This window comes from Aeromonas sp. s2 (assembly GCF_040907935.1).
GTDB lineage: Bacteria > Pseudomonadota > Gammaproteobacteria > Enterobacterales > Aeromonadaceae > Aeromonas > Aeromonas dhakensis.
Genome location: NZ_JBFOCR010000013.1, coordinates 25,995 through 51,400, shown reverse-complemented (window position 1 = coordinate 51,400; position 25,406 = coordinate 25,995). Strand labels below are relative to the sequence as shown.

Sequence of the window (25,406 nt, the reverse complement as noted above, 5' to 3'; positions counted from 1 at the left end):
GGCATGCCGCGAGGCATGCCTTTTTGCTTTAAGGAGCCGGATGAAACAGAAAATATTGATTGTCGAGGATAGTCTGACTATTCGTCGCATGCTGATCCAGGCCATTGCCCAGCAAACCGGGCTGGAAATCGATGCGTTCGAAACCCTGGAAGGGGCCCGACACTGTCGGGGAGAAGAGTATGTGGTTGCCCTGGTGGATCTCACCTTGCCGGATGCCCCCAGCGGAGAAGCGGTCAAGGTATTGCTGGAGCGCGGCCTGCCGGTGGTGATCCTCACCGCCGACATCAGCGAGGATAAACGGGAAGCCTGGCTTGAGGCCGGGGTGCTCGATTACGTGATGAAAGATTCACGTCACTCCCTGCAGTATGCCGTCAGCCTGGTCCATCGCCTCTACCTCAACCAGCGTATCGAAGTACTGGTGGTCGATGATTCCCGTACCTCCCGCCACCGCACCATGGCCCAGCTGCGCAAGCAACTGCTGCAGGTGCACGAGGCGAGCCATGCCCGTGAAGCGCTGGCCCAGCTCGAACAGAACCCGGCCATCCGGCTGGTGCTGGTCGACTACTATATGCCAGAAATTGACGGGATCAGCCTGGTACGTATGTTGCGCGAGCGCTACAGCAAGCAGCAGCTCGCCATCATCGGGATCTCGGTGTCGGACAAACGCGGCCTCTCCGCCCGCTACCTCAAACAGGGTGCCAACGACTTCCTCAACCAGCCGTTCGAGCCGGAAGAGCTGCAGTGCCGGGTCAGCCACAATCTGGAGGCGCTGGAACAGTTCAACAGCATCCAGGAGTCGGCCAATCGTGACTACCTGACCGGGCTCTACAACCGGCGCTACTGGTTCAACGAGGGTCAGAAATGGTTCGAGGAACACCAGCGCCAGGAGACGCCGCTTGCACTGTGCGTGCTCGATGTGGATCACTTCAAGCAGGTCAACGATCACTGGGGTCACGCCATCGGCGATCAGCTGTTGTGTCACCTCACCCGTCTGCTCACCCAGTTCTTCCCCGATGCCATGATCGCCCGCTTTGGCGGCGAGGAGTTTGCCCTGATGGTGCCTCACTGCACCGTGCCCGTGCTGCTCAAGCGGCTGGAAGGGTTGCGCCAGCAGATGCGCCAGCAACCGCTGTCACGGGAAACGCCGCTGTTCGTTCGCGCCAGTTTCGGGGTGATTCAGGTCGGGCGCGTCTCCATGGACGAGGCATTGAGCGAAGCGGATCGCCTGCTCTATCAGGCCAAGAACACCGGTCGTGACAAGATAGTGTCTCAAGGCTCAGCGGCCTGATCGCACCATCCCGGATGCTCGTCGTGTAGTACCGCCCGACCGCAGCCCCTCCCAGGGCACACGTCGGGTTCCCCTCCTGCCATCCCCCTCATGTCACAACCCTGCTCAGTAGGTCTTGTCGACCCGCACGCCATCGTCGAAATAGAGGATGCGCACCTTGTCGCCGTTCATGAATACCATGGCCGGATCGTAATCCTGAATGACGTTGATCAGTCCGTTCTGTTCATTGCGAATAAGCAGCTCCACCAGCTTGTTCTCCACCACTGTGCCGCCGGATTGATACTGCTGCACCGCAGCGGCGCCCGCCAGAGCCCCGACGGCAGTGGCGATTTCCCGACCATGGCCGCCACCGAACTGGTTGCCAAGCAGACCACCCAGCACGGCGCCGCCCAGGGTTTTCCAGCCTGAACGCTCGGATTCCATGATCTGACGCTGGGTGATGTTGCGCACCGTTTCAACCTGGCCAAACACCACCTGATTCACGGGCCTGGCGGTATTGCGCTCGTAGACCTGGGCCCAGGCGGGCGCAGTGACAAAGCAGAACAAGCTGGATACTATCAGGATAATGGCCTTCATCTATGAACCTCGTTGCCTTATGTCTCGCTATCTTACCCAATTGGATGATGAGCTGTGCTGGTTTCCCGACCCCGAGCACGCCCTGGATGAACCCAACGGCCTGCTGGCGATCGGTGGCGATCTCTCCCCCGCCCGTTTGCTGGCAGCTTACCACAAGGGGATCTTCCCGTGGAACGAACCCCACCAGCCGCTACTGTGGTGGTCACCCGACCCCAGAGGCGTAGTGCAGCCGGCGCAACTGCACATCGGCCGCAGCCTGCGCAAATTTATCCACCGTACCCCATTCGATATTTCCATCGATCGCGCCTTTAATGAGGTGATAGCGGCCTGCGCCGCCCCCCGTCGCAGTGCCAGTGGAACCTGGATAAGCACACCCATGATCGACGCCTATCGACAACTGCACCGCCTTGGCCATGCCCACTCCGTCGAGATCTGGCAGGATGGCCGGCTGCAGGCCGGCCTCTACGGCCTCTCCCTCGGCCGGGTGTTCTGTGGCGAGTCCATGTTCAGTCGCATCGACAACGGCGCCAAGCTGGCCATGGTAGCCCTCTGCCAGCACTTTGCCCGGCATGACGGGGCCCTGATCGATTGCCAGATGCAGAACGACTTTCTGGCCACCATGGGAATAGAGGAGTGGCCGAGAAGCAAATTCCTGACGACGCTGACCCAGCTGAGTCGGCAACCACTGGCGGCCGGCTGCTGGCAGGCGGGGAGCATGACACTATGACCGAAGAAGTGATCCTCAAGGTAGGACTGACCCCCAAGCATCAATGCAGCTATCTGGGTCATGAACAGGAACAGCTGCTGGTATTGATGGATCACAGCCTGCTCAACGCCAGCGGCTACGAGCGCCTGCTGACGGCCGGCTTCCGCCGCAGTGGCAACGACATCTATCGCCCCCACTGCCCGGCCTGCAATGCCTGCCAGTCACTGCGCATCCACAGCGAACGGTTCGTGCCCAGCCGCAGCCAGAAGCGGATCCGTCAGCTCAACCGGGATATCGAGCTGGTGCTGAGCTACGACGACAAGCCCGAATACTACCAGCTCTATGAACGCTACATTCGCGAACGCCATCATGATGGCAGCATGTATCCCCCCAGCCGCACCCAGTACAAGGGGTTTCTCCACTGCGACTGGATGCCTCCCCTCTACCTCGAGATGCGCAAGAACCATCGGCTGATCGGCGTGGCCACCACGGATCTGCTGCCCCACTCCCTCAGTGCCATGTACACCTTCTTCGATCCGGACCATGCCGACCGCTCACTCGGTACCTTTGCCATTCTGAGCCAGTTGGAACTGGCCAGGCGTACCGGCCGCAGCTGGCTGTATCTGGGCTACCTGGTGGAGGAGTGCCGCAAGATGAATTACAAGAGCCAGTACCTGCCTCATGAGCGCCTGATACAGGGAGAATGGAAAAATATCGACAGCAAGCCCGAGTAAACTTTACACATAGCCTTAAATCCGGCATGATCCAGCGGATTTTTGTTGTGGCTTATCAAGAGGATTCAATGGCTAAAGAAGACAGTATTGAGATGCAGGGCACTATTCTCGAAACCCTGCCCAATACCATGTTCCGTGTGGAACTGGAAAATGGTCACGTGGTTATCGCTCATATTTCCGGCAAGATGCGCAAAAACTACATCCGTATCCTGACTGGAGACAAAGTAACGGTAGCTCTGACTCCGTACGATCTCTCCAAGGGACGTATTGTTTTCCGCTCTCGCTAAGCCAGGAATTCAGCAAAAAACCCCAACCTTTCGGTTGGGGTTTTTTGTGGTCTTTCAACTGTTCAATGCTTAGTGGGAAACGGCTTCAACATTGACCTGATAGTCAAAGCTGAGGCTGTCGTTTATCAACTCAACCTTCACAACCCCCCCATCGACCAGCGCCCCGAACAGGATCTCGTTGGCCAGGGGTTTCTTGAGGTGTTCCTGGATGACCCGTCCCATGGGTCTTGCCCCCATGGCCCTGTCATACCCTTTCTCGGCCAGCCAGTGGCGGACACCCTCGGACACTTCAAGGGATACCCCTTTCGCATCCAGCTGAACCTGCAACTCGACGATGAACTTGTCGACCACCTGATGGATGATCTGCATGTCCAGATGGTTGAACCAGATGATGTGATCAAGCCGGTTGCGAAACTCCGGACTGAACGTCTTGTTGATCACCGCCATGGCATCGTGGCTCATATCCTGCTGCTGGAAGCCGATGGACTTGCGCTGGGTCTCCTGTACCCCTGCGTTGGTGGTCATCACCAGGATCACGTTGCGAAAATCCGCCTTGCGCCCGTTGTTGTCAGTCAGAGTGCCGTTGTCCATCACCTGCAGCAGCAGGTTGAACACGTCCGGATGCGCTTTTTCGATCTCGTCCAGCAGTACCACTGAGTGCGGATGCTTGAGGACAGAGTCGGTCAGCAGACCCCCCTGCTCAAATCCCACATAACCGGGAGGCGCCCCGATCAGACGAGAGACGGTGTGGCGCTCCATGTACTCGGACATATCAAAGCGCAGCACCTCGACGCCAAGCGCCTTGCCGAGCTGCTGGGTGACTTCGGTCTTGCCTACCCCGGTCGGGCCGGCAAACAGGAAGCAGCCCACTGGGCGACGCTCATTACCTAGCCCTGAGCGGGAGAGGCGAATGGAGTCTGTCAGCACCTCGATGGCCTTGTCCTGGCCAAAGACCACCATCTTGAGATTGCGCTCCAGATTCTTCAGCACTTCCTTGTCGGAAGAGGAGACTGATTTCTCCGGGATGCGGGCAATCTTGGCGACGATGGTTTCGATCTCCTGCACATTGATCACTTTCTTGCGCTTGCTCACCGGCAGCAAGCGTTGACCCGCGCCGGCCTCGTCGATCACGTCGATCGCCTTGTCCGGCAGATGGCGGTCATTGATGTACTTGGCGGAAAGCTCCACCGCGGCACGGATGGCCTTGACGGTGTAACGTACCCCGTGGTGCGCCTCATAGCGGCTCTTGAGGCCCATCAGGATGCGGGTAGTGTCATCCACGCTGGGCTCGACGATGTCGATCTTCTGGAAGCGACGCGCCAGGGCGCGGTCTTTTTCAAAGATCTGGGAGTATTCCTGGTAGGTGGTAGAGCCGACGCAGCGCAGCAAGCCATTGGAGAGCAGTGGCTTGATGAGGTTGGCCGCATCCAGCTGACCACCGGAGGCAGCCCCTGCCCCAATGATGGTGTGGATCTCGTCGATAAAGAGGATGGCCCCTTCCTGACGCTCGATCTGCTTGAGCAGCACCTTGAGGCGCTTCTCGAAGTCACCGCGATATTTGGTCCCTGCCAGCAGCGACCCCATATCCAGGGAGTAGATGGTACTGCCCGCAATCACCTCGGGTACATCACCCTTGACGATACGGTAGGCCAGCCCTTCAGCGATGGCTGTCTTGCCCACCCCCGCTTCGCCCACCAGCAAGGGGTTGTTCTTGCGACGGCGGCAGAGCACCTGAATGGTGCGGTTGAGCTCCTGATCGCGCCCGATGAGCGGATCGATACGCCCTTCCAGTACCAGCTGATTGAGGTTGGTGGCAAAGCTCTCAATCTGGGCAGCAGAGACCTCATCGTCAGACTCGACGTTGTTGCTGCTGTTGTCCGGTTTGCTGTCTTTGCGTACTCCATGGGAGAGGAAGTTGACCACATCCAGCCGGCTGATCTCGGCCTTTTTCAGAAAGTAAGCAGCCTGGGACTCCTGCTCGCTGAAGATGGCAACCAGCACGTTGGCTCCACTGACCTCGGTGTTGCCGGAGGACTGAACGTGGAACACGGCGCGTTGCAGCACGCGCTGGAAGCCCAGTGTGGGCTGGGTCTCGCGGTCTTCATCATCACGGGGGATAAGCGGGGTTGTTTGACTGATGAATGCGCTGATCTCTTTGCGCATCTGCTCCACGTCAGCACCACAAGAACTCAGCGCCTCATTGGCTGAGCTGTTATCCAGCAGGGCTAACAACAGGTGCTCGACGGTCATGAATTCGTGGCGCTCGTCACGGGCCAGTTTGAAAGCCTCGTTCAGCGTCTTTTCTAGATCTTTATTCAACATAGGCACCTCCCCTAGTACAGCAACAATGTGGTGTCGTCATCGCCATCAAGTCATCAGATTCAAGCCTTTTCCATGGTACAGAGCAGTGGATGTTCGTTGTTACGTGCATAGGTGTTGACCTGGACCACTTTAGTTTCGGCAATCTCGGCGGTGAATGTGCCACAGACTCCCTTACCACTATAATGCACGCTCAGCATCACCTGAGTGGCCTTGTCCAAATCCATACCAAAGAACTTTTGCAGCACCTCCACCACGAACTCCATCGGTGTGTAGTCGTCGTTGTTCAGAACGACCTTGTACATGGGTGGCGGTTGCAGCTTGGTTTTCTCTGCCTCTGCAATCTCTTCATTAGCAAAGAGTTCTTTCTGCTTGCTCATAGTCGCGCTTTGGTACCTCTAGATTACTACCGCCTAACACAAGATTGGTCAATAGACTTGTTAACCAGATCACATCAGTTGTTAACAACTCCTTGACTCGCTCAAAAGTTAGACTAGATTGGTTACTTGCTAATCGGCGCCCGTCTGCTATGGGCTATGTTACTAGTTATAAAGGGCTGGCGCAGGTTACTCAACGACTTCAAGGTAATCAATAAAAGGATGTAGATGTATGGCAACCGGAACAGTCAAGTGGTTTAACAACGCAAAAGGATTTGGGTTTATCTGTCCGGAAGGAGGTGGTGAAGATATTTTCGCCCACTACTCCACGATACAAATGGAAGGCTACAAGACGTTGAAAGCAGGTCAAGCAGTCAACTTCGAACTGCAGCAGGGGCCGAAAGGCAATCATGCCTCTGTCATTGTGCCAAACGAAGCACAGAACATGTAAGAGTCGAACTGGATAAATAAAAAAACCGGCAACCTTGCGGCTTGCCGGTTTTTTTATTGCTGCGAGCCAGAGGAGAAGCGAATTCTCCTGACGGGTCAGGCAAAGATCATTTTGCGTTGTCGTGATAGTTCTGACAGGCGCTCAGGGTGTTTTCCATCAGGCTGGCGACCGTCATGGGGCCCACCCCACCCGGTACGGGCGTGATGAAGGATGCGTGGTTACGGGCTGTTTCAAACTCCACGTCACCGACCAAAGAGCCATCCGCCAACCGGTTGATACCCACGTCGATCACCAGTGCCCCCGGCTTGACCCACTCACCCGGGATGAAATTGGGTTTGCCAACGGCGACCACCAGCAGATCGGCACGGCGAACCTGCTCTTCCAGATCCTGGGTGAAACGGTGGCAGGTAGTGGTAGTGCAACCGGCCAACAGCAGCTCCAGTGTCATCGGCCGGCCAACGATGTTGGACGCACCGACCACCACCGCATGCAAGCCGTGTGTCTTGACCCCGGTCGTTTCAATCAGGGTCATGATACCTTTGGGCGTGCAGGGGCGCAGTGCCGGAATTCGCTGTGCCAGCCGACCCACGTTGTAGGGGTGGAAACCATCCACATCCTTGTCGGGGCGAATACGCTCCAATACCTGAGTCGTATCGCAGTGAGCCGGCAAGGGGAGCTGCACCAGAATACCGTCAACGTCTGCGTCTTCATTCAGTTTATCGATCAGTGCCAGCAACTCTTCCTGGCTTGCCGTCGCATCCAGATCGTAAGAGCGGGAGATAAAGCCCACCTCTTCACAGGCACGCCGCTTGCTGCCGACATAGACCTGAGAGGCAGGATCTACCCCGACCAAGATCACCGCCAAGCCCGGCGCCCGTTTTCCTTGTGCCAACCGCTGTTGGACTTGCGCTGCGACCTGATTGCGAATCGTTTGCGCAACCTGTTTTCCATCAATGATTTTGGCAGACATCGTTCTTCACTCACCATGTGTTCAACTGCCGCGCATTGTCGCATTTTTTTGCCACGGGTGTTAGCGGCTCTCGCATGGAGGGCAATAAGTAGGCATTTGAATTCATTGGCGGAAAAATTCGTTGACGCTGGCTTTCCCGCTTGGGTATGATGCCGGCCCGTTGCCCAGTACAGCAGCTGTCGCTATGCTGGAGACGAGATTTTCGGTGATTAGCGCAGCCCGGTAGCGCATCTGGTTTGGGACCAGAGGGTCAAAGGTTCGAATCCTTTATCACCGACCAGGTTTTTCGACATGCCGCCAGGCTTGTCGAGGCAATGCGCCCTTAGCTCAGTCGGATAGAGCAACGGCCTTCTAAGCCGTGGGTCGCAGGTTCGAATCCTGCAGGGCGCGCCATTGATGATATGCATCTCTCCGATGCGGGCATTAATGGATATTTTCAGTGGTGGCTGTAGCTCAGTTGGTAGAGTCCCGGATTGTGATTCCGGTTGTCGTGGGTTCGAGCCCCATCAGCCACCCCATTATCGCCTTTCAGAAAACATTCAATCCTATCTATTTAAATCCAGTAAAAATACCCCTCTCTTCTTGCGTCCTGATAGTTGCCTGCAGAATGTCTTTAAGGCATCAGTGTCGGTACGGGTGGTGTGCGTGGCGTATGACAACGTCACGACCTGCATTCCAAACGCGACCGCTTGTTGCGCCTCGAGAAAAATCACCAAGAACAAACGATTGTGCTCAATGATGAGCAAATTCGCCTGCTCGAACGCTTCAGTCCGAGTTCAGAGAACACCATATTGAGGTTCACTACACCGGAGAGCGGATAGCGGTCGATACCTTCGCTTATTCGCTTAAGAGGATTGGTGAGGTGTACCTGCAAGCTGTTTGGGTTGCTACAACCAACACACCTGAGGACGACGCTACCGCAGCAAGCAGCCAGTGACCCCATCCATGCTGAAACACACAGCTGCTCTTCGAAGTTCATAGGCGCAGTTTTATAGTGTCTCGTAAGTTCTATCGGTGCCCTTACTATCATCCTTACGAGCTGTTCCTGCGTCTGAAAGGGATTCGCCACCGGAAAACCAAGGTAAGCAACAGCTTTATCGCGCGGCTACATCGACCCCTACTCGATGATCACTGCCCGGACGAACCCGTGGAGCAGATGCATACAGGTCTGGACAGCTACCTAGAACACTACAACAAGCAGTGGTCTTGTCAGGGCCTAATGATGGAGGGACAGGTCCCCTTATTGCATGCTCAAGAAGGCTCTGAAATTGGTTCCGAAGAAGGTGCGCTCTTAGAGTGGTGTAAGCAAGACACCGGTTTGAGACCGGTGTCAGGTGGTAACTATATTTGTGCATGCTACTACCAGCTTACCAACTGCCAGCAATACTCTTTAACATGCAGCTAAACAGCTATGAAAAAGGTGTGCACCTCATATTCTCACTGGATGTCTATCGCACCTTGCCAACCTCTTAACCATATCTTTCTTTCATATATTTCTTTACCGATATTGCATTGTTAAACTTATATGTTCCATCACCGGCTCCATCCTCTGTTCCACTTAAAACTGGATCCAAAGTCTTTGCCTTATCAACAGTATATTCTCCACCAGCGTTCTTTTTATAAATCTTAACTTCAAAATTTGTCTCATCAATCCCTTCTGCCTGGTGCTTATTATGCCATGAAACTATAGTCCCTATATGATTAACACCTTTCAGAGTAAAGAAAAAAATGCTCCTGAGATTCGGGTAATCGCCGTTCTCACATATTTTATCCAACTCATAATGTGATGATTTATCATATATAACCATAGATAACTGGCAGTTTATGTCATTATTTTTCTCAATTTTAACGCTCGCTGTATCATTACTTATTCTATAGGGCCCTTGAATAATATCAGCCGCATTCACAAACAAAGTGGGAAAAATTAAATTTAAAATGAAAAAACCATACTTCCTCATTATAACCTCACAAATTTGCACTCACTATTATCAATACCTGCTGGGCAATATCGGTTCAAGCAGTTGCTGGCGGTGAAAATTAGTCTGCGTAACTACAACAGCCAAGTGGGAGAAGTCATAGCGTATGTAATCGCCATAAACAAACTGAATACCCTGGACCTGCCAGTCAGAAAACCCAGAGTGTAGCGGTCACCCGGAGCTGGGGAAGTGATGACTTGATGGTTGATTTGGGCAACAACGCCGTCAGGTGATAACTAGAACTGTACACTCGATGAATAAGACGCCCCAGTATTTCACAACCACCGTAATCAAAAACAGTTCTCATAATTTTCTAATGCCTGAGAAAAATAAAATTTCTTTCCTTTAGCATTTATATAAAAACATTGCCAAAGTTAGCGCCTTGATAATCAAAGTGATACAGCCCATTTACCTTGCCATCAACTATTTCAATCCAGTCAATATTAACAGCATATGGTCGACCTTCATCATTCATCTCTTCTTTATAATTAACTTGGACTATAGTTATTTTATCTTTGTTTTTCCCATATTGAACATATCCTCCAACCCAACCTATAGTGGAGGCCCACATCATTCGCATTTTAATTTTATCATTGGGACTAACAAAGCATCGATAGTCTACGCCAATATATTCAGCACGACAAATTTAAGACAGCAGAGTAAAAACAAGACCAAATACTTATTCATTTAAGTTTATTTAGAATTATAATACGCTGCTCTACATAAATTCGCCAATCTCGAAAAAGCCGTCCATACCAGTTTTCACCAGTCTTATAATGATTAAATGGGTAAGCATCTAGCAGGGGAAAAACTTGGGTGTTCCATATTTTTTCCACCGCATAGACTTACTGGGGAACCACCGATAAAATAAGAGAAGCGACTTAGATAGGCCGCCTCTTTCTATATTTTCCTAATATGCTATTTTTTAAAAGAGCTGATATGCTAAAAAACAATCTGATTGACACAAATTAATGCAGCGCCTTCCTTGGCTATTATCCTTGCCTCTCAGGTGGTTTTCTGTCGGAGATCCGAATAGACTTTCTGTCACTTGGAATACGCCTCTAGCTTGCCAAAAAGCACAGATGCTCTCAGCCAATTCCGCAGCCATAGCGTGACCTCCATCACATCTAAAGCCCAGATATTCGGAGAGAAGAGCTTAATCTACAATATAAAAGCCTCTCCCTTTTTGCCTTAAGAAATAAAATTCATGTCAATTTATCTTAAATTCTTCAAATATGTCTGAATCGACATTAAATGTTTCGCTATGGTTTTCATCACAAAGTTGAGAGAAAACATTTTTTTATATTCGTTACGCTCTTTTCTGTCAACTTTTAGCCCCATTTTTTCTGATTCTAAAGTATGGTCATTAAAATTTCCTTGATAGAAAAATGAATATCTGAACAATCCAGAATAAAATGTTAAAGCAACAGCACGTTTAATTCCCTCCTTACCACACATTTTATTCTTCTCATCTGGCCCACCAATAACACCACATGAGCTATCAATTTTAAAAAAAATTCCCTCTGGGCTCATTGCCTCTTCAGGATATTTTAACTCTATCTTTTTAGGTGTGCCGTATCTATATTGAACCAATATCATATCTTTGTTTTTATCGCCTACAGGGACACCGCAAAATGAAACTATTTTTTTATTTTTAAGTGTACATGACGCATATACTTGCTCTTGGCTGCCACACAGAGAGCCTAAAATATACTCGCCCGCATAAGAATGCGATGAGAAAATGGCAAGGGGGATTAATATATATTTATTGGTCATGGAGAACCTCCTCATTCCATAAGCGCCAGAAGTTATTTTTTCTTTTTTGTCTGGAGTCTGTATTAAGATTTATGATGTTAGTAATTCTATCCACTGCTGCATCGCTGGCTTCATTTGCATAATCAAAGCATTTTGCACGTGAATCAGGATTTGCATTACTACTATTACTTATCCAAAACCATGCTGCTGACCTTGTAGCAAACTTCATTTGGGATAATATTTCAAAATCATCAAGAGCATTAATTATATCATTAGGCCATTTCGACTGATTGCTTTTATGCCAGTCATTAAAACTTGTATAGTTACTTTTTCCTGTAACTTGCTTCAGGCCTCTTCCTCTATAGTTCCATCCATCATTAGAGCTATAGGAACCATTACCGAGCTCAGTTCTATTACCATATATTGTATTAACAATGGCAATTTGATCGTCAATGGTAACATCGTTGCCATCGCTTTTAATATATCTACGTGGTCTTTCTGTTTTTGTAACATATCCATGGACATCTGCATAAAGACGCCCATCAGGATAGCGACGAGTTCTGCCCCCCCGAAAAGTTTTTATAGCACTAACACTCCAGACACCGCCTTCAATTACATTCAGGTCCGGCCCTGTTTCCTGTAGAATTTGTGCGAAAAAATGGGTTCTCTTTAACGGGGTATCAAGCTGATAGAATTCAATATGTTCATTCAGTTCATCAGCTATTCCTTGTAACTCATTATCCTTACTATTGTTGCCCTGAAAATTGGTATAGATACGTTTCATTATATCGAGAGTAAATACAAAGCCACGCTTTTGGCTACCAACCAATCCAAACATTCCAGCCGGATGAATAAACCAAGGTTGGGTATCAACCAATATCTCGCTGGCATCTTCCATCCACGCCATATTGTTGTGTACCTGCATCGCATATTCATAGAGCTTCGGCTGCTTAGCCAACTCCTGTTTTAAGCGCGGCCACTCCTGGCCTGGCTTTACCCATTCGCTTTTGTGCTTGATAAACAACATCCGCAACTTGCCCGCCAACACCTCATCGGCCAACGCGGCCTTGATATCGTTGCCGCTCAGGGTGCCATCGTTGTCCCTGTCTGTCACCAGCTTGTCATAGAGAGTGCTAAAAAACTCGCCTCCTTCTTTACCTTCGGTATCAGCTTTATCTAAAAATCCGTCGGGGTCACTACTGCCATCGACCAACTTGACGCCCAACTTGTGCCAGTCGTGCTGACTGACCACTTCGACATCACCACCCTGCAATACGAACTCGCCAGCCAACTCCCCGTCCGCAGCAGTCCGCTCACGCACCTTCACAAAGTTGTTGGCACCGTGAGTGACAATATCAGACTCTTTCACCGCCAACGGTAAGACCTGTGGCCCAATATTCGCAACACCGTGAAAACCATGTTGGCTATCGTTGGTAAGGCGATAGGTGGTAACCTCTTTTTTTACTAGCAGGTAGCCCTGGCCACCGGTTACCCGCGCCTTGTTATTGATGCAATCTTCAAGCGCCTGCTTGTCATTCTTCGCAACAAACATCTCAAAGTGCACAGCTTTGCTGTCGGCGCCTTTCTCGAAGCCGCGGGTTCCGACAGTGGCTAGCTCATGCTCACCCCAATGACCGATGATCTCTCCGGCCTGCACCGGTATCGGATTTGCGTTGCGATTAACAACCGGCGCATCGTCTTTGAATTCGATGGGGATGCTTGGCTCGGCAGCCAGCCCTGCACCTATCTTGCTTTTTGCCAGCCAACCGGTGGCTCCTTTGCTGGCATTGGTCATCACCTGATTGGCGCTATCTTTGACGGTACCACTACCCGCCTTGAACACCTGTACTTTACGAAACTCAGTCGTGCCGCCATTGAGGTTCACCATCTGTGGTGGCTCACTGGATACCACCACCTCACTGCCAGCAGGTAGCCCCATGCTACCCACAGTGGTATCAGCAGTTTTACGTAGCCATGTATTACCAGGGACCTTATGGCGGGCCGGTTTGCCTTCCGGTGGTGTCATCCACTTCGGCTTTTGTGGAAATTCCTGCTGTAATTGGCTTGCCGCAATATGGAACAGGCTGTCCGGGTCATCAACGTAGTGCACCAAATAGTAATCGTGGGGCTCATCTTTGTGGTTAAGCAGGCTCTTCACTTCCTGGCCGACCAACTTCACGTCAGCCCCTCTTTTCGCATAGATAGGTTTATCGCCAGACAGCCGACGTGTCAGCTTGGGAGGATGTCCCTCTACCACCGGTTCATAGGTGGACACACCTGTCCCCTTGACCCTTACTCGCGCAGCCTCGGGACTGTTGTAGCTGTTCTCACACGCAATATGCATGTAGAGGCTGTAGAAGGTCAGCTGATTCTTGCTCTGCTCACCGGCTTCGTAGCAATGGCGTACCAGACAAAACGAAGGGGAGGTATACAAGTCAATCTTTCTCTCTGGCTTGCCCTCTTCGGAGCTACGGGTCGCCTTGGCTGGTTTTGTCGCCAGTCGGTAGGCCACGATCTCCCCGTCAGCAATCGCGCGCACAGCACCGCTCGGGTGCCAGCCCCCGCTTTGACTGAAGTGGATACCACCGTGCCAGATACGGTTGCGGCCTATCGGGAAGGTACCGCTCTTGAGACCATTGATCTTCTTGATAAATTCATCGAGGGATGCAATCTCGCTGGAGCCATTTTCACCCGCCAGTTGCATGGGATAGACGATTTTCATCTTTGTCATTCAATCCTAAGTTGTTCGTCGAACATCAAGCAGAGGGCTGATAATCGCTATCGGGCTCCAGCGCCTTGAGCAACGCTTCCATCGCCTTCTCGGTGGCAATCGCTTTGACCAGTTCAACCAGTTCAGGGGCTTTTACCACCTCAACTCCCTTGGGCACCACGGGGGCCTTGCCACCCCAGCCAGAGCCTGAGCCTGCGCTGCCGCCGGCATTGAGCTTGATCGCAGGGCCGACCAGCTTGATGCCGCTCGGGTCAACTTTGACAAAGCTGCCGCCCCCCTTGAGGGTGATCTCGGAACCCGCCTCCAGCACCAGCTTGTCGCCCACCTTGATATGCACCTCCTGCCCGGCTTCCACCAGCAGAGACTGCCCCAACTTCTGGTGCAGGCTGGCATCCACCGTCAGGGAGTAGTCAGCCTTCACTTGGTCGCGCTTCTCGCCCTCCACCGTCAGGTGGTCGTTGGCCTTGATACGGGTCACCCGCTCATTGTCGATATCGGTGTGCTGGTCGTGCTTGATGTGCCAGGCGGCATCATTTTCGATAAGCACGTTCAGGTCTTTCTGACCGTGGATGTAAATCTCTTCCTGCCCCGCCTGGTCTTCAAAGCGCAGTTCGTTGAAGCCCTCCCCCTGATGGCTCTCGGTACGCAGCACGGTGCGGGTCTTGTTGGCCGGCAGCTCGTAGGGCGGCCAGTTGGTGGCGTGGTAGGTGCGACCAGTGACGATGGGCTGGTCCGGGTCCCCTTCCAGAAAGCACACGATGACCTCGTGGCCGATGCGCGGGATGGCCATCATGCCGTACTGACCGCCGGCCCAACCCTGGGAGACTCGCACCCAGCAGGAGCTCTGGTCGTTGGAGCTGCCGTAGCGGTCCCACGGGAATTGCAGTTTCACCCGGCCGTGTTCGTCGCAGTAAATCTCCTCCCCATCGGGCCCCACCACCATGGCGATTTGCGGGCCATCCACCATGGGTTTGTGGGGGGCCTCCGGGCTGCCGATACGCGCCCGCCAAGTGGTGCTGGCTTTCACCACCCCGAATTCGTTGTGGTAGACAGTCGGGCCGCAGCCCCCCTCCTCTTCCAGCGCCTGCGGCTGCAAGCCGGTATGCTGGATACGCACGATTTGCCAGTCGGTGTTGAGGCTGCCGTTGGGGTGTTCGGTCAGCGAGAAGCTCTGCCCCGGCTGCAAGGCCGCGCAGTTGGACTTGCCACTGCCCGCCACCGCATCGTTGCGCAGCGCATCCAAGCGGTGCTGGGCAAAGGCCTTGCCGCTGCCATCCTGCTTGTAGCGACCCGGGTAGTCGAAGTGCTGATAGGTATCGCGCTGGTGAGTCAGCTCAGCCCCCACTTTCTTGTGGGAGAGGCCATAAGCCGGGGTCTTGAAGCTGTAATCTTTGAGCTCCACATCCGAGGGGCGCACCGCCTCCCGGTAGTGGAACTGGCGCACATAGGGGCCCTGCTCCAGCGAGCGGTTGCCGAGATTGAAGAAGAGCTCGGGGCCGGCAGTCAGCGCGGCTGCATCGTCGGCAAACACGATGCGGTGTTTGCCCGCTTCAAACTCGTGGAAGTAGAACATCCCCTCTTCAGCGGCGAGGCGGTTCACGAAATCAAGGTCGCTCTCCCGATACTGAACGCAGTATTCCCGCTTGGCGTGCTCGTTTTTCAGCGCAAAGGCGTAGTCGGTGATGCCGTGTTCTTGCAAGAGGATACTGAGAATTTCATCGGGTTTCTGTGCCTGAAAGATGCGGGAGTTCTGGCGAAGCGACAGACGCCACAGGGCCGGCTGTACCAGCAGCTGATAGCGGGTGCGGCGAAAGCCGCTGTCACCCAGCGCGAAGTCACTGACCACCCCACACACCCGGCGCTGCAGCGCACCGTTGTACCACACCAGCAGCTCGCACGGCTGGTCCAGCACGGCACCAAAGTCGATGTCGGGCTGGGCGCTTGCCAGCTCCAGGCGCAGGTTGAACGGCCGGTTGAGCGCTTCATCCAGCGCAAACTCGGCCACCACGAAGGTGCTCTCGGGCAGGGCCCCCACCTTGACGGTAAATTGTAATCCTGTGCTGTCTGCCATCGTTGCTCGCCCCTGAGATATCGTGCAGCCCCATCAGGCGGGGCACTTCAAGCCGTGTGAGAGATCCGCCTTCGCCCCGGTTATTCTGACACCATGGCTACCGCACGCCCTTGACGGCGTGCGGCAAGACGTAAACTCGGATTTTTTCTTGTGCCCCCTCACCTCAGGCAAACGGGCAGAAGAAAAAACACGTGTGATTGAAACGGAGCGGGAAATGCCAGAAACGGCAAAAGGGCACCGCAAGCAGTGCCCTTTGACTGAGAATTACGCTTCGATCGGTGCGCGCCAGTCGTCCGCACCAGAGGTACCGGCAACGGTGTGCTCCCAATCGATCTTGCGATAGGCCATGGAGACCTGGATCAGCTGGGTGAAGTCAGACTTCGCCGGATCCTGGCAGTGCGGCATCTGGCAGTCGATGTCGACGATGGTGGCATCGGTCAGCACGGTAGAGAAGAAGTGCTCCTGCTTGCCCTCGACGGAGGTGCGGTACCACTTCAGGGTCACTTTCGGCAGCATCTCGCCGGAAGCCAGCGCGTTGTACATCAGCGGCACGGCCTTGTTCAGCGCAACGGTGAACTTGAACGGCTTGTGGACACGCTGGCCAGCAGGCTGACCGGATTGCGGATCGGTCGGTACGGTAACGACGTGCTGGAACTCTTGCACCAGCATCTCGTCTTCGTGGCCCTGCACGAAGATGTTGCCGACGGAATCGGAGGTGAAAGCACCGGCGGTGATATTGCCCTGGGTTTTACCTTCGATGCTGATATAACATGGAGTTGGCATGGAATTGCTCCTGATTGGTTGAACGGTAATGACACTCGACCGAATCCGTTAGCAGTGACCATGCCAATTCATTTTATTGTTTTAAAACAATAGGTTGAATCGATCACCAATCAAGCCATCATCGCAACAACGCAACAAGTTGCGCATCCAGCATATTCATCCAAACAAAATTGCATATGCAGAGTAAGAAACTAAAAACCCCGCAATGCATTGCGCAAATCAGAACTTATTTCAACCTGATGACCCGCACGGGCGTGATAGCGACTGAGCCGTGCGTTGACAATAGGAAACATCGGGGGCCGGCTGCCGTTCATCGCAGCAAGCTGCTCTGCTCGAACCCGGCGAGGGTTCTCACCCTCCCTCTTCGACATGGGCTGATACTTCTTCCCCAAAACAAAAAACCGACCATCAGGTCGGTTTTAACATCTGAGGATGGGTCGGGATTGACTCGCACCGTCCCTGGCGCTCGCCCTGCGGGCGGCCTCTGGCCGTCCAGGCGGGCTGTCCTGCCCGCCTGTCGAACCAGGGCCCGAACCAAGCCCCCCCGTCACCGGATAAAACAAAAGGGCCTGTCTTTCGACAGGCCCTTTTGTTTTATTTGGCGGTGAGGGAGGGATTCGAACCCTCGATACGTTGCCGTATACACACTTTCCAGGCGTGCTCCTTCAGCCACTCGGACACCTCACCAAATTTTGGTCTGTTGTTTAACGTGCTCAGCCAGCACCTCGTTCGTTGCGCCGTTGCGCTGGAACGGGGCGTAATTTAGGGGAAAGCCCCGCCGGCGTCAACGGCTTTTTGCATCAGACGAACCGTTCGCACATTTAACGCACAAATCAGTGCACAGACTCCGGCGCAACCTGGATTTCCGGCAGATTCAGGAAGCCCAACCGCTCGCATTCGGAGACCACTTCATGGGTCGCGGCTATGGTGCTCTCGACAAACAGCAGGAACTGCTCGACGGAGAGCCCCGCCTTGGTAAAGACGGTATGCCCCACCACCAGCCGCGGCAGGTTGTCATCGATGATGTCGAGGAACACCTTGAGCGACGGGTACTGCATGTTGAGGCGACCCAGCTCGGCCACCAGCGGCAGCAAAGCGGAGGGACGCACCTCCAGCTCGGATGAAAACAGCACCCCTTCCTCTTCAACGAAGATCCGGCTCTCCTGGATGCCCTCGACGGACTGCAGGGAGACAATGTGGATACCATGGCACTGATCACAGACATAGTGCTCGATACGAGCCTGCTGCAACCAACGCATTATCATTTCGGAGCTGGGGATATTCATCATTTCCACGACACAATTGGGATCAAGGGGCGCAGTCTAAACCAATTTTCCGGCAACCAAAAGCGCACTGGCCGGATAAGCACGGCCCTCGCTTCTTTTTGGCAAGCAGCCTGCATATACTCAGCCCATTCCAGCGCCACACTCGCCCCACAGGGGGCTAAATGACCATCCAAGAAAAGTACCGTCTGCATCTGAAATCCCTCTCGGATGAACTCTTGATCCTGCAAAAGCCCATCCGCATTCTGGATGCCATCAAGTGGCCCCGTCACCTGCAGGCCGACTTTCTGGCCAGCGGAGGGCGCACGCTGCCAGCCGTCGACAAGGCCTTCTATGATGGCCTTCCCCTCGGCTTCGATCCCCGCAACAAGTACCTGGAACTCAAGGAGCTGCGGGACAGGATCCGGCGCCGGCTCGGTCCCCAGGATGATCTTGGCCGCATCCTGCAGGAGACGGTGGATCAATACATGGTGGTCATCGAGATGCTGCGCCAGCGCGGGCAACCGGACTTTCTGCGCTACAGCCGGCTGCTCTACGGTTCGGCCGGCGATCACCTGCGCGGCGATCGCAAGACCCTCAAGGAGCTGGGCGCCAGGCTGTGCGACATCTTCTCCCTGCCCGGCGCCCGCCACCTGGTGCGTCCCTACCCCAAGGAGTTCGAGGGGGAAGCGGCGGTGGCCAGGTTGCAGGGCAAGCTGTCGAACTACTTCAGTGACGGCACAGTGCAGGTCAAGCTGAGCGATGGCATCGTCTCGGATGCCGCGGCCGGCGGCGATTACATCAAGCTCAACTCCCACGCCCGTTTCTCCGAACTCGACCTGCAAGTGCTGGAGGTCCATGAGGGCTGGGTGCATGTGGGCACTACCCTCAACGGGCGCCAGCAACCCTATGCCACCTGGCTCAGTGCCGGCTCGCCGCGCATCACCGCCTGCCAGGAGGGGCTGGCGGTACTGATAGAGACCCTCACTTTCAGCTCCTTTCCGGACAGGGCCAAGCGCATCTCGGATCGGGTGATGGCCATCGATATGGCGGAGCACGGCGCCGACTTCATCGAGGTGTTCCGCCATTTCGTCGGCCAGGGTGCCAGCGAACACGATGCCTACAAGATCACCCAGCGGGTGTTTCGCGGCGGCATGGTCGAGGGGGGGGCCTGCTTCACCAAGGATCTCTCCTACGTGAAAGGCTATGTGGAGACGGTCAACTTCATCCGCAGCGCCGTGCTGGAGGGAGTCCCCGAGATCCTGCCCATGCTGTTTGTCGGCAAGGTGACCCTGGACGATATCCCGGTGCTCTATCAGCACTATCTGGAGGGACTGATCAGTGCGCCCCGTTATCTGCCTCCCATGTTTCGCGATCTCACCGGCCTCTACGTCTGGTTCGGCTTCGCCTCCGGCATGTCACTGGTGGATATCGGCCGGGTGCAGCAGCACTTTCGCCAGCTGTTCCACCGCCTGCCGGTGGCCGATCCCATCATAGCCCCCGTCGACATCGAGATTGACTGAACCACCAGCAACAAAAAAGGCGCCAGATTGGCGCCTTTTTTGTTCATGTTATCCCCATCAGCCGCGGGTTATTTGAAGGCCCGCCCTTCCAGGTAGTGCTTGCGGCACAGGGAGACATAGCGATCGTTGCCGCCGATCTCCACCTGCTCGCCATCGCGCATCACCTGGCCTGCTTCATTGACCCGGGAGTTCATGTGCGCCTTGTTGCCGCACCAGCAGATGCTTTTGAGCTCCTCGAACTTGTCGGCCAGGCAGAGCAGGTGGTAGGAGCCGGGAAACAGCTCGCCGCGAAAATCGGTCTTGAGGCCGTAGGCGATCACCGGAATGTCCTGCTCGTCGACGATACGGGCCAGCTGATAGACCTGCTCCCTGGTCAGAAACTGGGCCTCATCGACGATGAACACATCGATACGCTTCTCGGCATGACGGGCTTTCACCATCTCGAACAGATCACAGCTCTCTCTGAACACTTCTACTCTCAGCTCCAACCCCACCCGGGCGCTGATCACCCCGACCCCGAAGCGGTCGTCGATGGCGGGTGTCATGGCCAAGGGATGCATGCCCCGCTCCAGATAGTTGAAGTGCGCCTGAATGAGCTGGGTCGATTTGCCTGAATTCATGGTGGCAAACTTGTAGTGCAGTGAAGCCATGATACTGTTCCGAAACTGAATTTATGGGGCGCATGCTAACCAAAGCCCCCAACAAAACCAAGGGGCCTTGCGGCCCCTTGTACGTTTTAAGCAACTGCCAGGTCCGCCTGGGACCTTGCCTTGCGCAAATGGTAGCTGGAGAAGATGACGAACCAGAGGGCGCTCACGCTGAAGCCTGCCAGCACCGAGTGCATCAGCCCCATCACCAGATACCCGAGGGCGGCGCCAAAGGCGATGGCCAGGGCATAGGGCAGCTGGGTCATCACGTGATCAATGTGATGGCAACCGGCGCCGGTAGCCGACAGGATACTGGTGCTGGAGATGGGCGAGCTGTGATCCCCGAACACCGACCCCGCCAGCACGGCGGCCAGCATCGGCAGCATCAGGGCCGCATCGCTGGCCGCCGCCATGTCACCCGCCAGCGGCAGCATGATGCCGAAGGTGCCCCAGCTGGTGCCGGTGGCAAACGCCATGGCGCAGGAGAGCACGAACACCACGGCCGGCAGCACTTCCACCGGCAGATTGCCGTTGGCCAGGGAGGCCAGGTACTTGCCGGTCTCCACATCGCGCACCACGGCGCCAATGGTCCAGGCAAACAGCAGGATGTTGATGGCCGGCAGCATGGCCATCACCCCTTGCGGCGCGGCCTTGAGCCAGTTCTTGGCACCGAGCTTCAGACGCATGGCCAGACCGATGGAGACCACCAGACTGCACAGGGCACCGTAGACCAGGGAGGAACCCACGTTGGTATTCTCGAACGAACCGAGCACGCTGAACGGCTCGCCATTGGCGGCCAGCACGGCGGCACCGGAGTCGATCATGAAGTAGACGGTGGCCGCGGTCAAGGTCAGGATCGGCAGCACCATGTCGATCATGCCGCCGTTGCTCTCCTCCGGGCTCTCCATGTCCAGACCGATGGGGCGGCCTTTGGACTCATCCCACAGCTTGCCTTCCAGCGCCCACTGCTCGTGCTGGCGCATCGGACCGATATCGAGCTGAAACGCGATCACCACCAGCACCATGATGAGGGTGAACACCGCATAGAGGTTCATCGGGATCATCTCGACAAAGGCGGAGATGGGGCTCTGCCCGGTGATGCCGTGAGCCGTCATGATGCCGCCCACCAGGGCGATGATGTAGGCCCCCCAAGAGGAGATGGGCATCAGTACGCAGACCGGCGCCGCGGTGGAGTCCAGCAAGTAGGCCAGCTTGGCGCGGGAGATCTGGAAGCGGTCGGTGACCGGACGGCAGATGGCCCCCACCGACAGGCTGTGGAAGAAGTCGTCGATGAAGAAAGCAAACACCATCATGCCGGTAAGCGCCTTGGCCCCCTTGCGGGTCCTGGCACGCTTGGCGGCCCACTCGGCAAACGCCCGGGTCGCGCCGGAGACGCTCATCAGGCTGATGAGGCCGCCCAGCAGCAGCATGAACAGCAGCATATTGATGTTGTCACGGTTGAGCGCCCCGTCGACCCAGAAGATCTTGAGCACTGTGTTCAGCATGTAATGCAGGGAGTCGAGGGGAGAAAACTGGTTCAGCAGCAGGCTGCCGGTAACGATACCGACGCCCAGCGACAGCAGCACACGGCGGGTGAGGATCGCCAGTGCGACGGCCAGCAGAGGGGGAATGATTGACCAACCGGAGTCGGCGTAGTGAACGATGTCCATGATCTCTTTGCACCTAAAGACAGCAGGTGGAGATCTACCGAGAGGATAAAGAAACAAAACCCATGGGGAGGTAATACTCCTCAGCCCCTTCAGGTAGCGCTCCATAGTGGATGACTATGGCAGTCCTGCACCTATTAGATGCAGAACCAGCAGCCCGGTATGATGGCCTGGCCACTTCGGCGCTGACTCCTTTCCTTGTGCATCATCGGCATCACCCTCCGCACAAGTAGTCATAGGCAGCGCGCCTCTACTTAAAGGTATTCGAGGCACATTTTATCGTGCCGACACGTTATAGCAAGTTTTTTGATTAAATCCCCAAGCAAGCAAGATCAAAAGGGCAAAGAGGTAGTCAAATGGTGCAAAAATTATGATTTTGTCGCTATTTTCATCTACTTGGAACTCAGTCGAGTATGCCACTGGCCAATATTGCTGAATCGGGCCTGAATTCAATTGCATTACTTAATTCCAGGCATGAATTTATTAATTCGACTCGCTTGACTTAATCCCGAACGGCCGTATAAATTAGCCCAAAATAACTATTTTTATTTAATTCACTCTTTTGCTCGCGTGGTGAACACTATGAACGAATTTTTGAAAGTACTGCTGAATATCCGTAGCCTGCGCGCCGCTTGCCGTGAGCTGACGCTGGAACAATTGGAAGAAGGCTTGGAAAAGCTCTCCGCGATTGTCGGCGAACGCCAGCAGGATGAAGCCGCCGAGCGTCAGGCTCGTGAAGAACATCAGCGCAAAATTAATGAATATGCCGAAATGCTGAAAGCCGCCGGTATTGATCCGGCTGAACTGGTTGGCACAGTCGCAGCCGAACCGGCCAAGGCGACCAAGAGCAAACGTGCCCCTCGCCCGGCCAAATATCGCTATATGGACAACGGCGTGGAAAAAACCTGGACCGGTCAGGGTCGCATGCCGTCCGTGATTGCCAAGGCGGTCGCCGAAGGTAAATCCGTCGAAGACTTTGCCATCTGATAAAGCAGAATAGGCTCAATAAAAAACCTCGCCTTGCGAGGTTTTTTATTGCCTGCCGTCAGCCCCGCTCTGCCGCCTTGACCCAGAGCACTTCTGGCGTCGCGGTACAGGCCAGCAGGTAGCGGGCTATGGTGAAGAACCAGTCACTCAGCCTGTTCATGTAGGGCAAAATGGCCGGGTTGAGCTGCTCGCTGCGGCCCAAAGTCAGCAGCAGACGCTCGCAGCGCCGGGTCAGGGTGCGCACCACATGGGCTTGCGCCGCCGCCCGGGAGCCGCTGGGCAGAATGAAATTGCGCAGCAGCGGCAAATTGGCGCTGTAGGCATCGATCTGTTGTTCCAGCCGCAGGGTCCACTCGTTATTCACCTGCCAGATGGCGGCCTCCTGAGCGTCACTGGAAAATGCCAGCTCCCCGCCAAGATCGAACAATTCCTGTTGCAGCAATAACAGGTCTGCTAATAATCCGGTTTCCGCTGCGGGTACCTCGGCAATAAGAAGACCTATATGAGAATTTAATTCATCGATATAGCCATAGGTTTCCACCCGCATATCGTCTTTGGCCAGTTGCACGCCATCGGCCAGCCGAGTCATGCCCTTGTCGCCCTGCCTCGTATATATCCTCATACCGACATCCTGTTAATAATGGGAACAATCATGGATTCAAGCCCGTTGAGCTTGATTTCATAGGCAAGCGCCAGCGTTTGACCAAGCGATCCGGCCGGGAAACCGGTGCGGGCCAGCCACACCAGATAAGGCTCCGGAATATCGATGATGCGCCGCCCCCGATATTTGCCGTACGGCATCTTGTTGGCCAGCGACAGCAAGACCCGCTCGTCGGACAACCACTCCATTTCAATCAATATCCAGATATTTGTGGGTCTGGATGGAGAGTCGCCAATTGCGGGCAATGCAGGTTGCCATGGCCAGCTGGGTCGCCCTGGGTTTCTGGCTGATGGGTTGCAGTGCAATCACCACGTCGTCGCGCAGACGAGCGGTGGCCAGCAGCGCATCCAGCTCCTCCACGTGGCGCTCGGTGGCTACCGGATGCTTGATCTCGTTGGCGCGCTCGAGGGCCGAGACCAGCACCGGCAGGCCCCCCTTCATATTGATCTTGGGGGATACGGTGACCCAGGTCCGCTCATGGGTCTGGATCTCGCTGGTACCACTGGTTTCAATCTGCACCTGATAGCCTGTCGCAATGAGGGCGGTAGAGAGATCCTGCAGGTCATAGAGGCAGGGTTCGCCTCCGGTGATCACCACGTGACGCGCCTGATAGCCAAGTTGCTGGAAGCTGGCCAGGATCTGCTCCGTGCTCATCTTGCTCCAGCCATCGGATTCGTTGGAGCAGTCGAGCACCGCCTGCACGCCCACTTCACGAGCAGGATCGACCACCCAGGTATGACGGGTATCGCACCAGGGGCATCCCACCGGGCAACCCTGCAGGCGAACGAAAATGGCGGGCAGGCCGGTGAAGACCCCCTCCCCCTGGATGGTCTGGAATATCTCGTTGATTGGGTAGTACATCTTGGTCACGGCTGGTTGCAAAAGTCGCGGATTATACCCCAAGCATGGCCGAGACGCAGGCTCAGCATCCGCTTTTCTCACCGAGCCCGGTTTTTTGGTGCAGACGCGCCATCACGCCCACCTTGTCGGCCAGGTACTGCTGCAGGCCGCGGCTGCGCAGATCGCAGGCCGGACAGGCGCCGCAGCCATCGCCGGCAATGCCGTTGTAGCAGGTGAGCGTCTGCTGGCGCACGGTATCGAGGTGGCCGTAGTGATCCGCCAGCGCCCAGGTCTCGGCCTTGTCGAGCCACATCAGCGGGGTCTCGAAGCGGATGGCACGATCCAGCCCCAGGGAGACGGCCTGATTGAGCGCCTTGACGAACTCGTCGCGGCAATCGGGATAACCAGAGAAATCGGTCTCGCACACCCCGGTGATCACCGCCTCGGCGCCCACCTGATAGGCGTAGATGGCGGCCAGGGTGAGGAACAGGATGTTACGGCCCGGCACGAAGGTATTGGGCAGGCCATTCTCCTGCAGCTCGAAGCTCACCGGGATCTCGTCCCGGGTCAGGGCCGAGATGGCAAGCTCCCCCAGCATGGTCACGTCCATCACCTTGTGGGCGGCGATGCCGAGCCGGCTGGCCAGACGGCGCGCCGTCTCGATCTCTTCACTATGGCGCTGGCCATAATCGAAGGTGATGGCGTGCACCTCGTCATAACGGGACAAGGCCTGGACCAGGCAGGTGGTACTGTCCTGACCACCACTGAATACCACGACGGCTTTTTTCACGTATG

Annotated in this window: 24 protein-coding genes, 4 tRNA genes, 2 pseudogenes and 1 riboswitch; of the genes and pseudogenes, 12 read left to right on the top strand and 18 right to left on the bottom strand. The window is 55.0% G+C overall.

From position 1 onward, the window contains the following. Positions 1–40: 40 nt before the first annotated feature. Positions 41–1,288, top strand: coding sequence for a diguanylate cyclase (locus AB5Y81_RS10670; RefSeq protein WP_024941339.1), 1,248 nt, complete (start codon positions 41–43; stop codon positions 1,286–1,288). 105 nt (positions 1,289–1,393) lie between these two features. On the opposite strand, the gene AB5Y81_RS10665 is transcribed toward AB5Y81_RS10670, so the two are convergent. Continuing rightward, entirely contained in the window at positions 1,394–1,864 is a 471-nt protein-coding gene (locus AB5Y81_RS10665) for a glycine zipper 2TM domain-containing protein (protein ID WP_279484467.1), read from the bottom strand. Between the two features lie 19 nt (positions 1,865–1,883). Between AB5Y81_RS10665 and aat the strand changes: the two genes are divergently transcribed. The 3 genes from aat (at position 1,884) to infA (ending at position 3,591) form a co-directional block, all read left to right on the top strand. After that, on the top strand, positions 1,884–2,591 hold the full coding sequence (gene aat, locus AB5Y81_RS10660; RefSeq protein WP_279484468.1) for a leucyl/phenylalanyl-tRNA--protein transferase: 708 nt from the start codon (positions 1,884–1,886) through the stop codon (positions 2,589–2,591). Beyond that, the gene (locus AB5Y81_RS10655; protein WP_117404278.1) at positions 2,588–3,304 is read left to right on the top strand and encodes an arginyltransferase; all 717 of its coding nucleotides are present in this window, start codon (positions 2,588–2,590) and stop codon (positions 3,302–3,304) included. The genes aat and AB5Y81_RS10655 overlap by 4 nt, the downstream gene beginning before the upstream one ends. A gap of 68 nt (positions 3,305–3,372) precedes the next feature. Next, on the top strand, positions 3,373–3,591 hold the full coding sequence (gene infA, locus AB5Y81_RS10650) for a translation initiation factor IF-1 (protein ID WP_005300033.1): 219 nt from the start codon (positions 3,373–3,375) through the stop codon (positions 3,589–3,591). Positions 3,592–3,660: 69 nt separating this feature from the next. Here infA and clpA read toward each other — a convergent pair whose 3' ends face one another. Both clpA and clpS read right to left on the bottom strand, forming a co-directional pair. Further along, positions 3,661–5,913: an ATP-dependent Clp protease ATP-binding subunit ClpA gene (gene clpA, locus AB5Y81_RS10645; protein WP_010634216.1), complete on the bottom strand. Its 2,253-nt coding sequence runs from the start codon at positions 5,911–5,913 to the stop codon at positions 3,661–3,663. Between the two features lie 59 nt (positions 5,914–5,972). Further along, positions 5,973–6,290, bottom strand: a complete 318-nt coding sequence (gene clpS, locus AB5Y81_RS10640; protein WP_005300028.1) for an ATP-dependent Clp protease adapter ClpS — start codon at positions 6,288–6,290, stop codon at positions 5,973–5,975. Between the two features lie 229 nt (positions 6,291–6,519). Here clpS and cspD point away from each other — a divergent pair, with 229 nt between their 5' ends. Continuing rightward, complete coding sequence (gene cspD, locus AB5Y81_RS10635; protein ID WP_005300025.1) at positions 6,520–6,738, top strand: cold shock-like protein CspD; 219 nt, start codon at positions 6,520–6,522, stop codon at positions 6,736–6,738. Positions 6,739–6,844: 106 nt separating this feature from the next. Here the strand turns inward: cspD and folD are convergent, their stop codons facing one another. Then, a complete protein-coding gene (gene folD / locus AB5Y81_RS10630) occupies positions 6,845–7,708 on the bottom strand; it encodes a bifunctional methylenetetrahydrofolate dehydrogenase/methenyltetrahydrofolate cyclohydrolase FolD (RefSeq protein ID WP_065017775.1) in 864 nt (287 codons plus the stop codon). Between the two features lie 203 nt (positions 7,709–7,911). On the opposite strand from folD, the gene AB5Y81_RS10625 reads away from it, so the two are divergent. The 4 genes and pseudogenes from AB5Y81_RS10625 to AB5Y81_RS10610 all read left to right on the top strand — a co-directional run. Continuing rightward, positions 7,912–7,988 (top strand) — tRNA-Pro (locus tag AB5Y81_RS10625). Between the two features lie 36 nt (positions 7,989–8,024). Further along, positions 8,025–8,101: transfer RNA gene (locus tag AB5Y81_RS10620), tRNA-Arg, on the top strand. A 49-nt stretch (positions 8,102–8,150) separates the two neighbouring features. Continuing rightward, positions 8,151–8,226, top strand: a tRNA-His gene (locus AB5Y81_RS10615). Positions 8,227–8,325: 99 nt separating this feature from the next. Then, a pseudogene (locus AB5Y81_RS10610) lies at positions 8,326–9,003 on the top strand (IS481 family transposase); the annotation flags it as partial. Between the two features lie 174 nt (positions 9,004–9,177). Here AB5Y81_RS10610 and AB5Y81_RS10605 read toward each other — a convergent pair. Beyond that, positions 9,178–9,666 carry a hypothetical protein gene (locus AB5Y81_RS10605; protein WP_368146646.1) on the bottom strand — a complete coding sequence of 163 codons (489 nt, stop codon included), beginning with the start codon at positions 9,664–9,666 and terminating at the stop codon, positions 9,178–9,180. Between the two features lie 48 nt (positions 9,667–9,714). On the opposite strand from AB5Y81_RS10605, the pseudogene AB5Y81_RS10600 reads away from it, so the two are divergent. Next, a pseudogene (locus AB5Y81_RS10600) lies at positions 9,715–9,852 on the top strand (IS5/IS1182 family transposase); the annotation flags it as partial. Between the two features lie 184 nt (positions 9,853–10,036). On the opposite strand, the gene AB5Y81_RS10595 reads toward AB5Y81_RS10600, so the two are convergent. The 7 genes from AB5Y81_RS10595 to AB5Y81_RS10565 form a co-directional block, all read right to left on the bottom strand. After that, complete coding sequence (locus AB5Y81_RS10595; RefSeq protein ID WP_279484470.1) at positions 10,037–10,264, bottom strand: hypothetical protein; 228 nt, start codon at positions 10,262–10,264, stop codon at positions 10,037–10,039. A gap of 635 nt (positions 10,265–10,899) precedes the next feature. Further along, positions 10,900–11,460 carry a hypothetical protein gene (locus tag AB5Y81_RS10590; RefSeq protein WP_368146645.1) on the bottom strand — a complete coding sequence of 187 codons (561 nt, stop codon included), beginning with the start codon at positions 11,458–11,460 and terminating at the stop codon, positions 10,900–10,902. Beyond that, a complete protein-coding gene (locus AB5Y81_RS10585; RefSeq protein WP_279484472.1) occupies positions 11,450–14,161 on the bottom strand; it encodes a hypothetical protein in 2,712 nt (903 codons plus the stop codon). The genes AB5Y81_RS10590 and AB5Y81_RS10585 overlap by 11 nt, the downstream gene beginning before the upstream one ends. 34 nt (positions 14,162–14,195) lie before the next feature. Next, positions 14,196–16,241, bottom strand: coding sequence for a type VI secretion system tip protein TssI/VgrG (gene tssI, locus AB5Y81_RS10580; protein ID WP_368146643.1), 2,046 nt, complete (start codon positions 16,239–16,241; stop codon positions 14,196–14,198). A gap of 264 nt (positions 16,242–16,505) precedes the next feature. Beyond that, positions 16,506–17,024, bottom strand: a complete 519-nt coding sequence (gene hcp1, locus AB5Y81_RS10575; protein WP_010634242.1) for a type VI secretion system effector Hcp1 — start codon at positions 17,022–17,024, stop codon at positions 16,506–16,508. A gap of 599 nt (positions 17,025–17,623) precedes the next feature. Next, positions 17,624–17,711: transfer RNA gene (locus AB5Y81_RS10570), tRNA-Ser, on the bottom strand. A gap of 146 nt (positions 17,712–17,857) precedes the next feature. After that, a complete protein-coding gene (locus AB5Y81_RS10565) occupies positions 17,858–18,313 on the bottom strand; it encodes a YbjN domain-containing protein (protein ID WP_005299960.1) in 456 nt (151 codons plus the stop codon). A gap of 158 nt (positions 18,314–18,471) precedes the next feature. On the opposite strand from AB5Y81_RS10565, the gene AB5Y81_RS10560 reads away from it, so the two are divergent. After that, a complete protein-coding gene (locus tag AB5Y81_RS10560) occupies positions 18,472–19,809 on the top strand; it encodes a flavohemoglobin expression-modulating QEGLA motif protein (RefSeq protein ID WP_279484474.1) in 1,338 nt (445 codons plus the stop codon). 68 nt (positions 19,810–19,877) lie between these two features. Here AB5Y81_RS10560 and AB5Y81_RS10555 read toward each other — a convergent pair whose 3' ends face one another. Further along, positions 19,878–20,459: a thymidine kinase gene (locus tag AB5Y81_RS10555; RefSeq protein WP_017780003.1), complete on the bottom strand. Its 582-nt coding sequence runs from the start codon at positions 20,457–20,459 to the stop codon at positions 19,878–19,880. Positions 20,460–20,545: 86 nt separating this feature from the next. Then, positions 20,546–22,126 carry a Na+/H+ antiporter NhaC family protein gene (locus AB5Y81_RS10550; RefSeq protein ID WP_010634245.1) on the bottom strand — a complete coding sequence of 527 codons (1,581 nt, stop codon included), beginning with the start codon at positions 22,124–22,126 and terminating at the stop codon, positions 20,546–20,548. A gap of 86 nt (positions 22,127–22,212) precedes the next feature. After that, a riboswitch (Lysine riboswitch) is annotated at positions 22,213–22,384 on the bottom strand. A 321-nt stretch (positions 22,385–22,705) separates the two neighbouring features. Between AB5Y81_RS10550 and AB5Y81_RS10545 the strand changes: the two genes are divergently transcribed. Beyond that, a complete protein-coding gene (locus AB5Y81_RS10545; protein ID WP_005299952.1) occupies positions 22,706–23,110 on the top strand; it encodes an H-NS family nucleoid-associated regulatory protein in 405 nt (134 codons plus the stop codon). A 58-nt stretch (positions 23,111–23,168) separates the two neighbouring features. On the opposite strand, the gene AB5Y81_RS10540 is transcribed toward AB5Y81_RS10545, so the two are convergent. From AB5Y81_RS10540 to queC, 4 genes are all read right to left on the bottom strand, one after another. Further along, positions 23,169–23,732: a cob(I)yrinic acid a,c-diamide adenosyltransferase gene (locus tag AB5Y81_RS10540; RefSeq protein ID WP_005299950.1), complete on the bottom strand. Its 564-nt coding sequence runs from the start codon at positions 23,730–23,732 to the stop codon at positions 23,169–23,171. Then, positions 23,729–23,959 (bottom strand): DUF3820 family protein, encoded by a 231-nt coding sequence (locus tag AB5Y81_RS10535; RefSeq protein WP_005299948.1) that lies wholly within the window; start codon positions 23,957–23,959, stop codon positions 23,729–23,731. The genes AB5Y81_RS10540 and AB5Y81_RS10535 overlap by 4 nt, the downstream gene beginning before the upstream one ends. A 1-nt stretch (position 23,960) precedes the next feature. Further along, the gene (gene queE / locus AB5Y81_RS10530; protein ID WP_279484475.1) at positions 23,961–24,632 is read right to left on the bottom strand and encodes a 7-carboxy-7-deazaguanine synthase QueE; all 672 of its coding nucleotides are present in this window, start codon (positions 24,630–24,632) and stop codon (positions 23,961–23,963) included. Positions 24,633–24,693: 61 nt separating this feature from the next. Beyond that, positions 24,694–25,401, bottom strand: coding sequence for a 7-cyano-7-deazaguanine synthase QueC (gene queC / locus AB5Y81_RS10525; RefSeq protein ID WP_208199922.1), 708 nt, complete (start codon positions 25,399–25,401; stop codon positions 24,694–24,696). Positions 25,402–25,406: the final 5 nt, after the last annotated feature.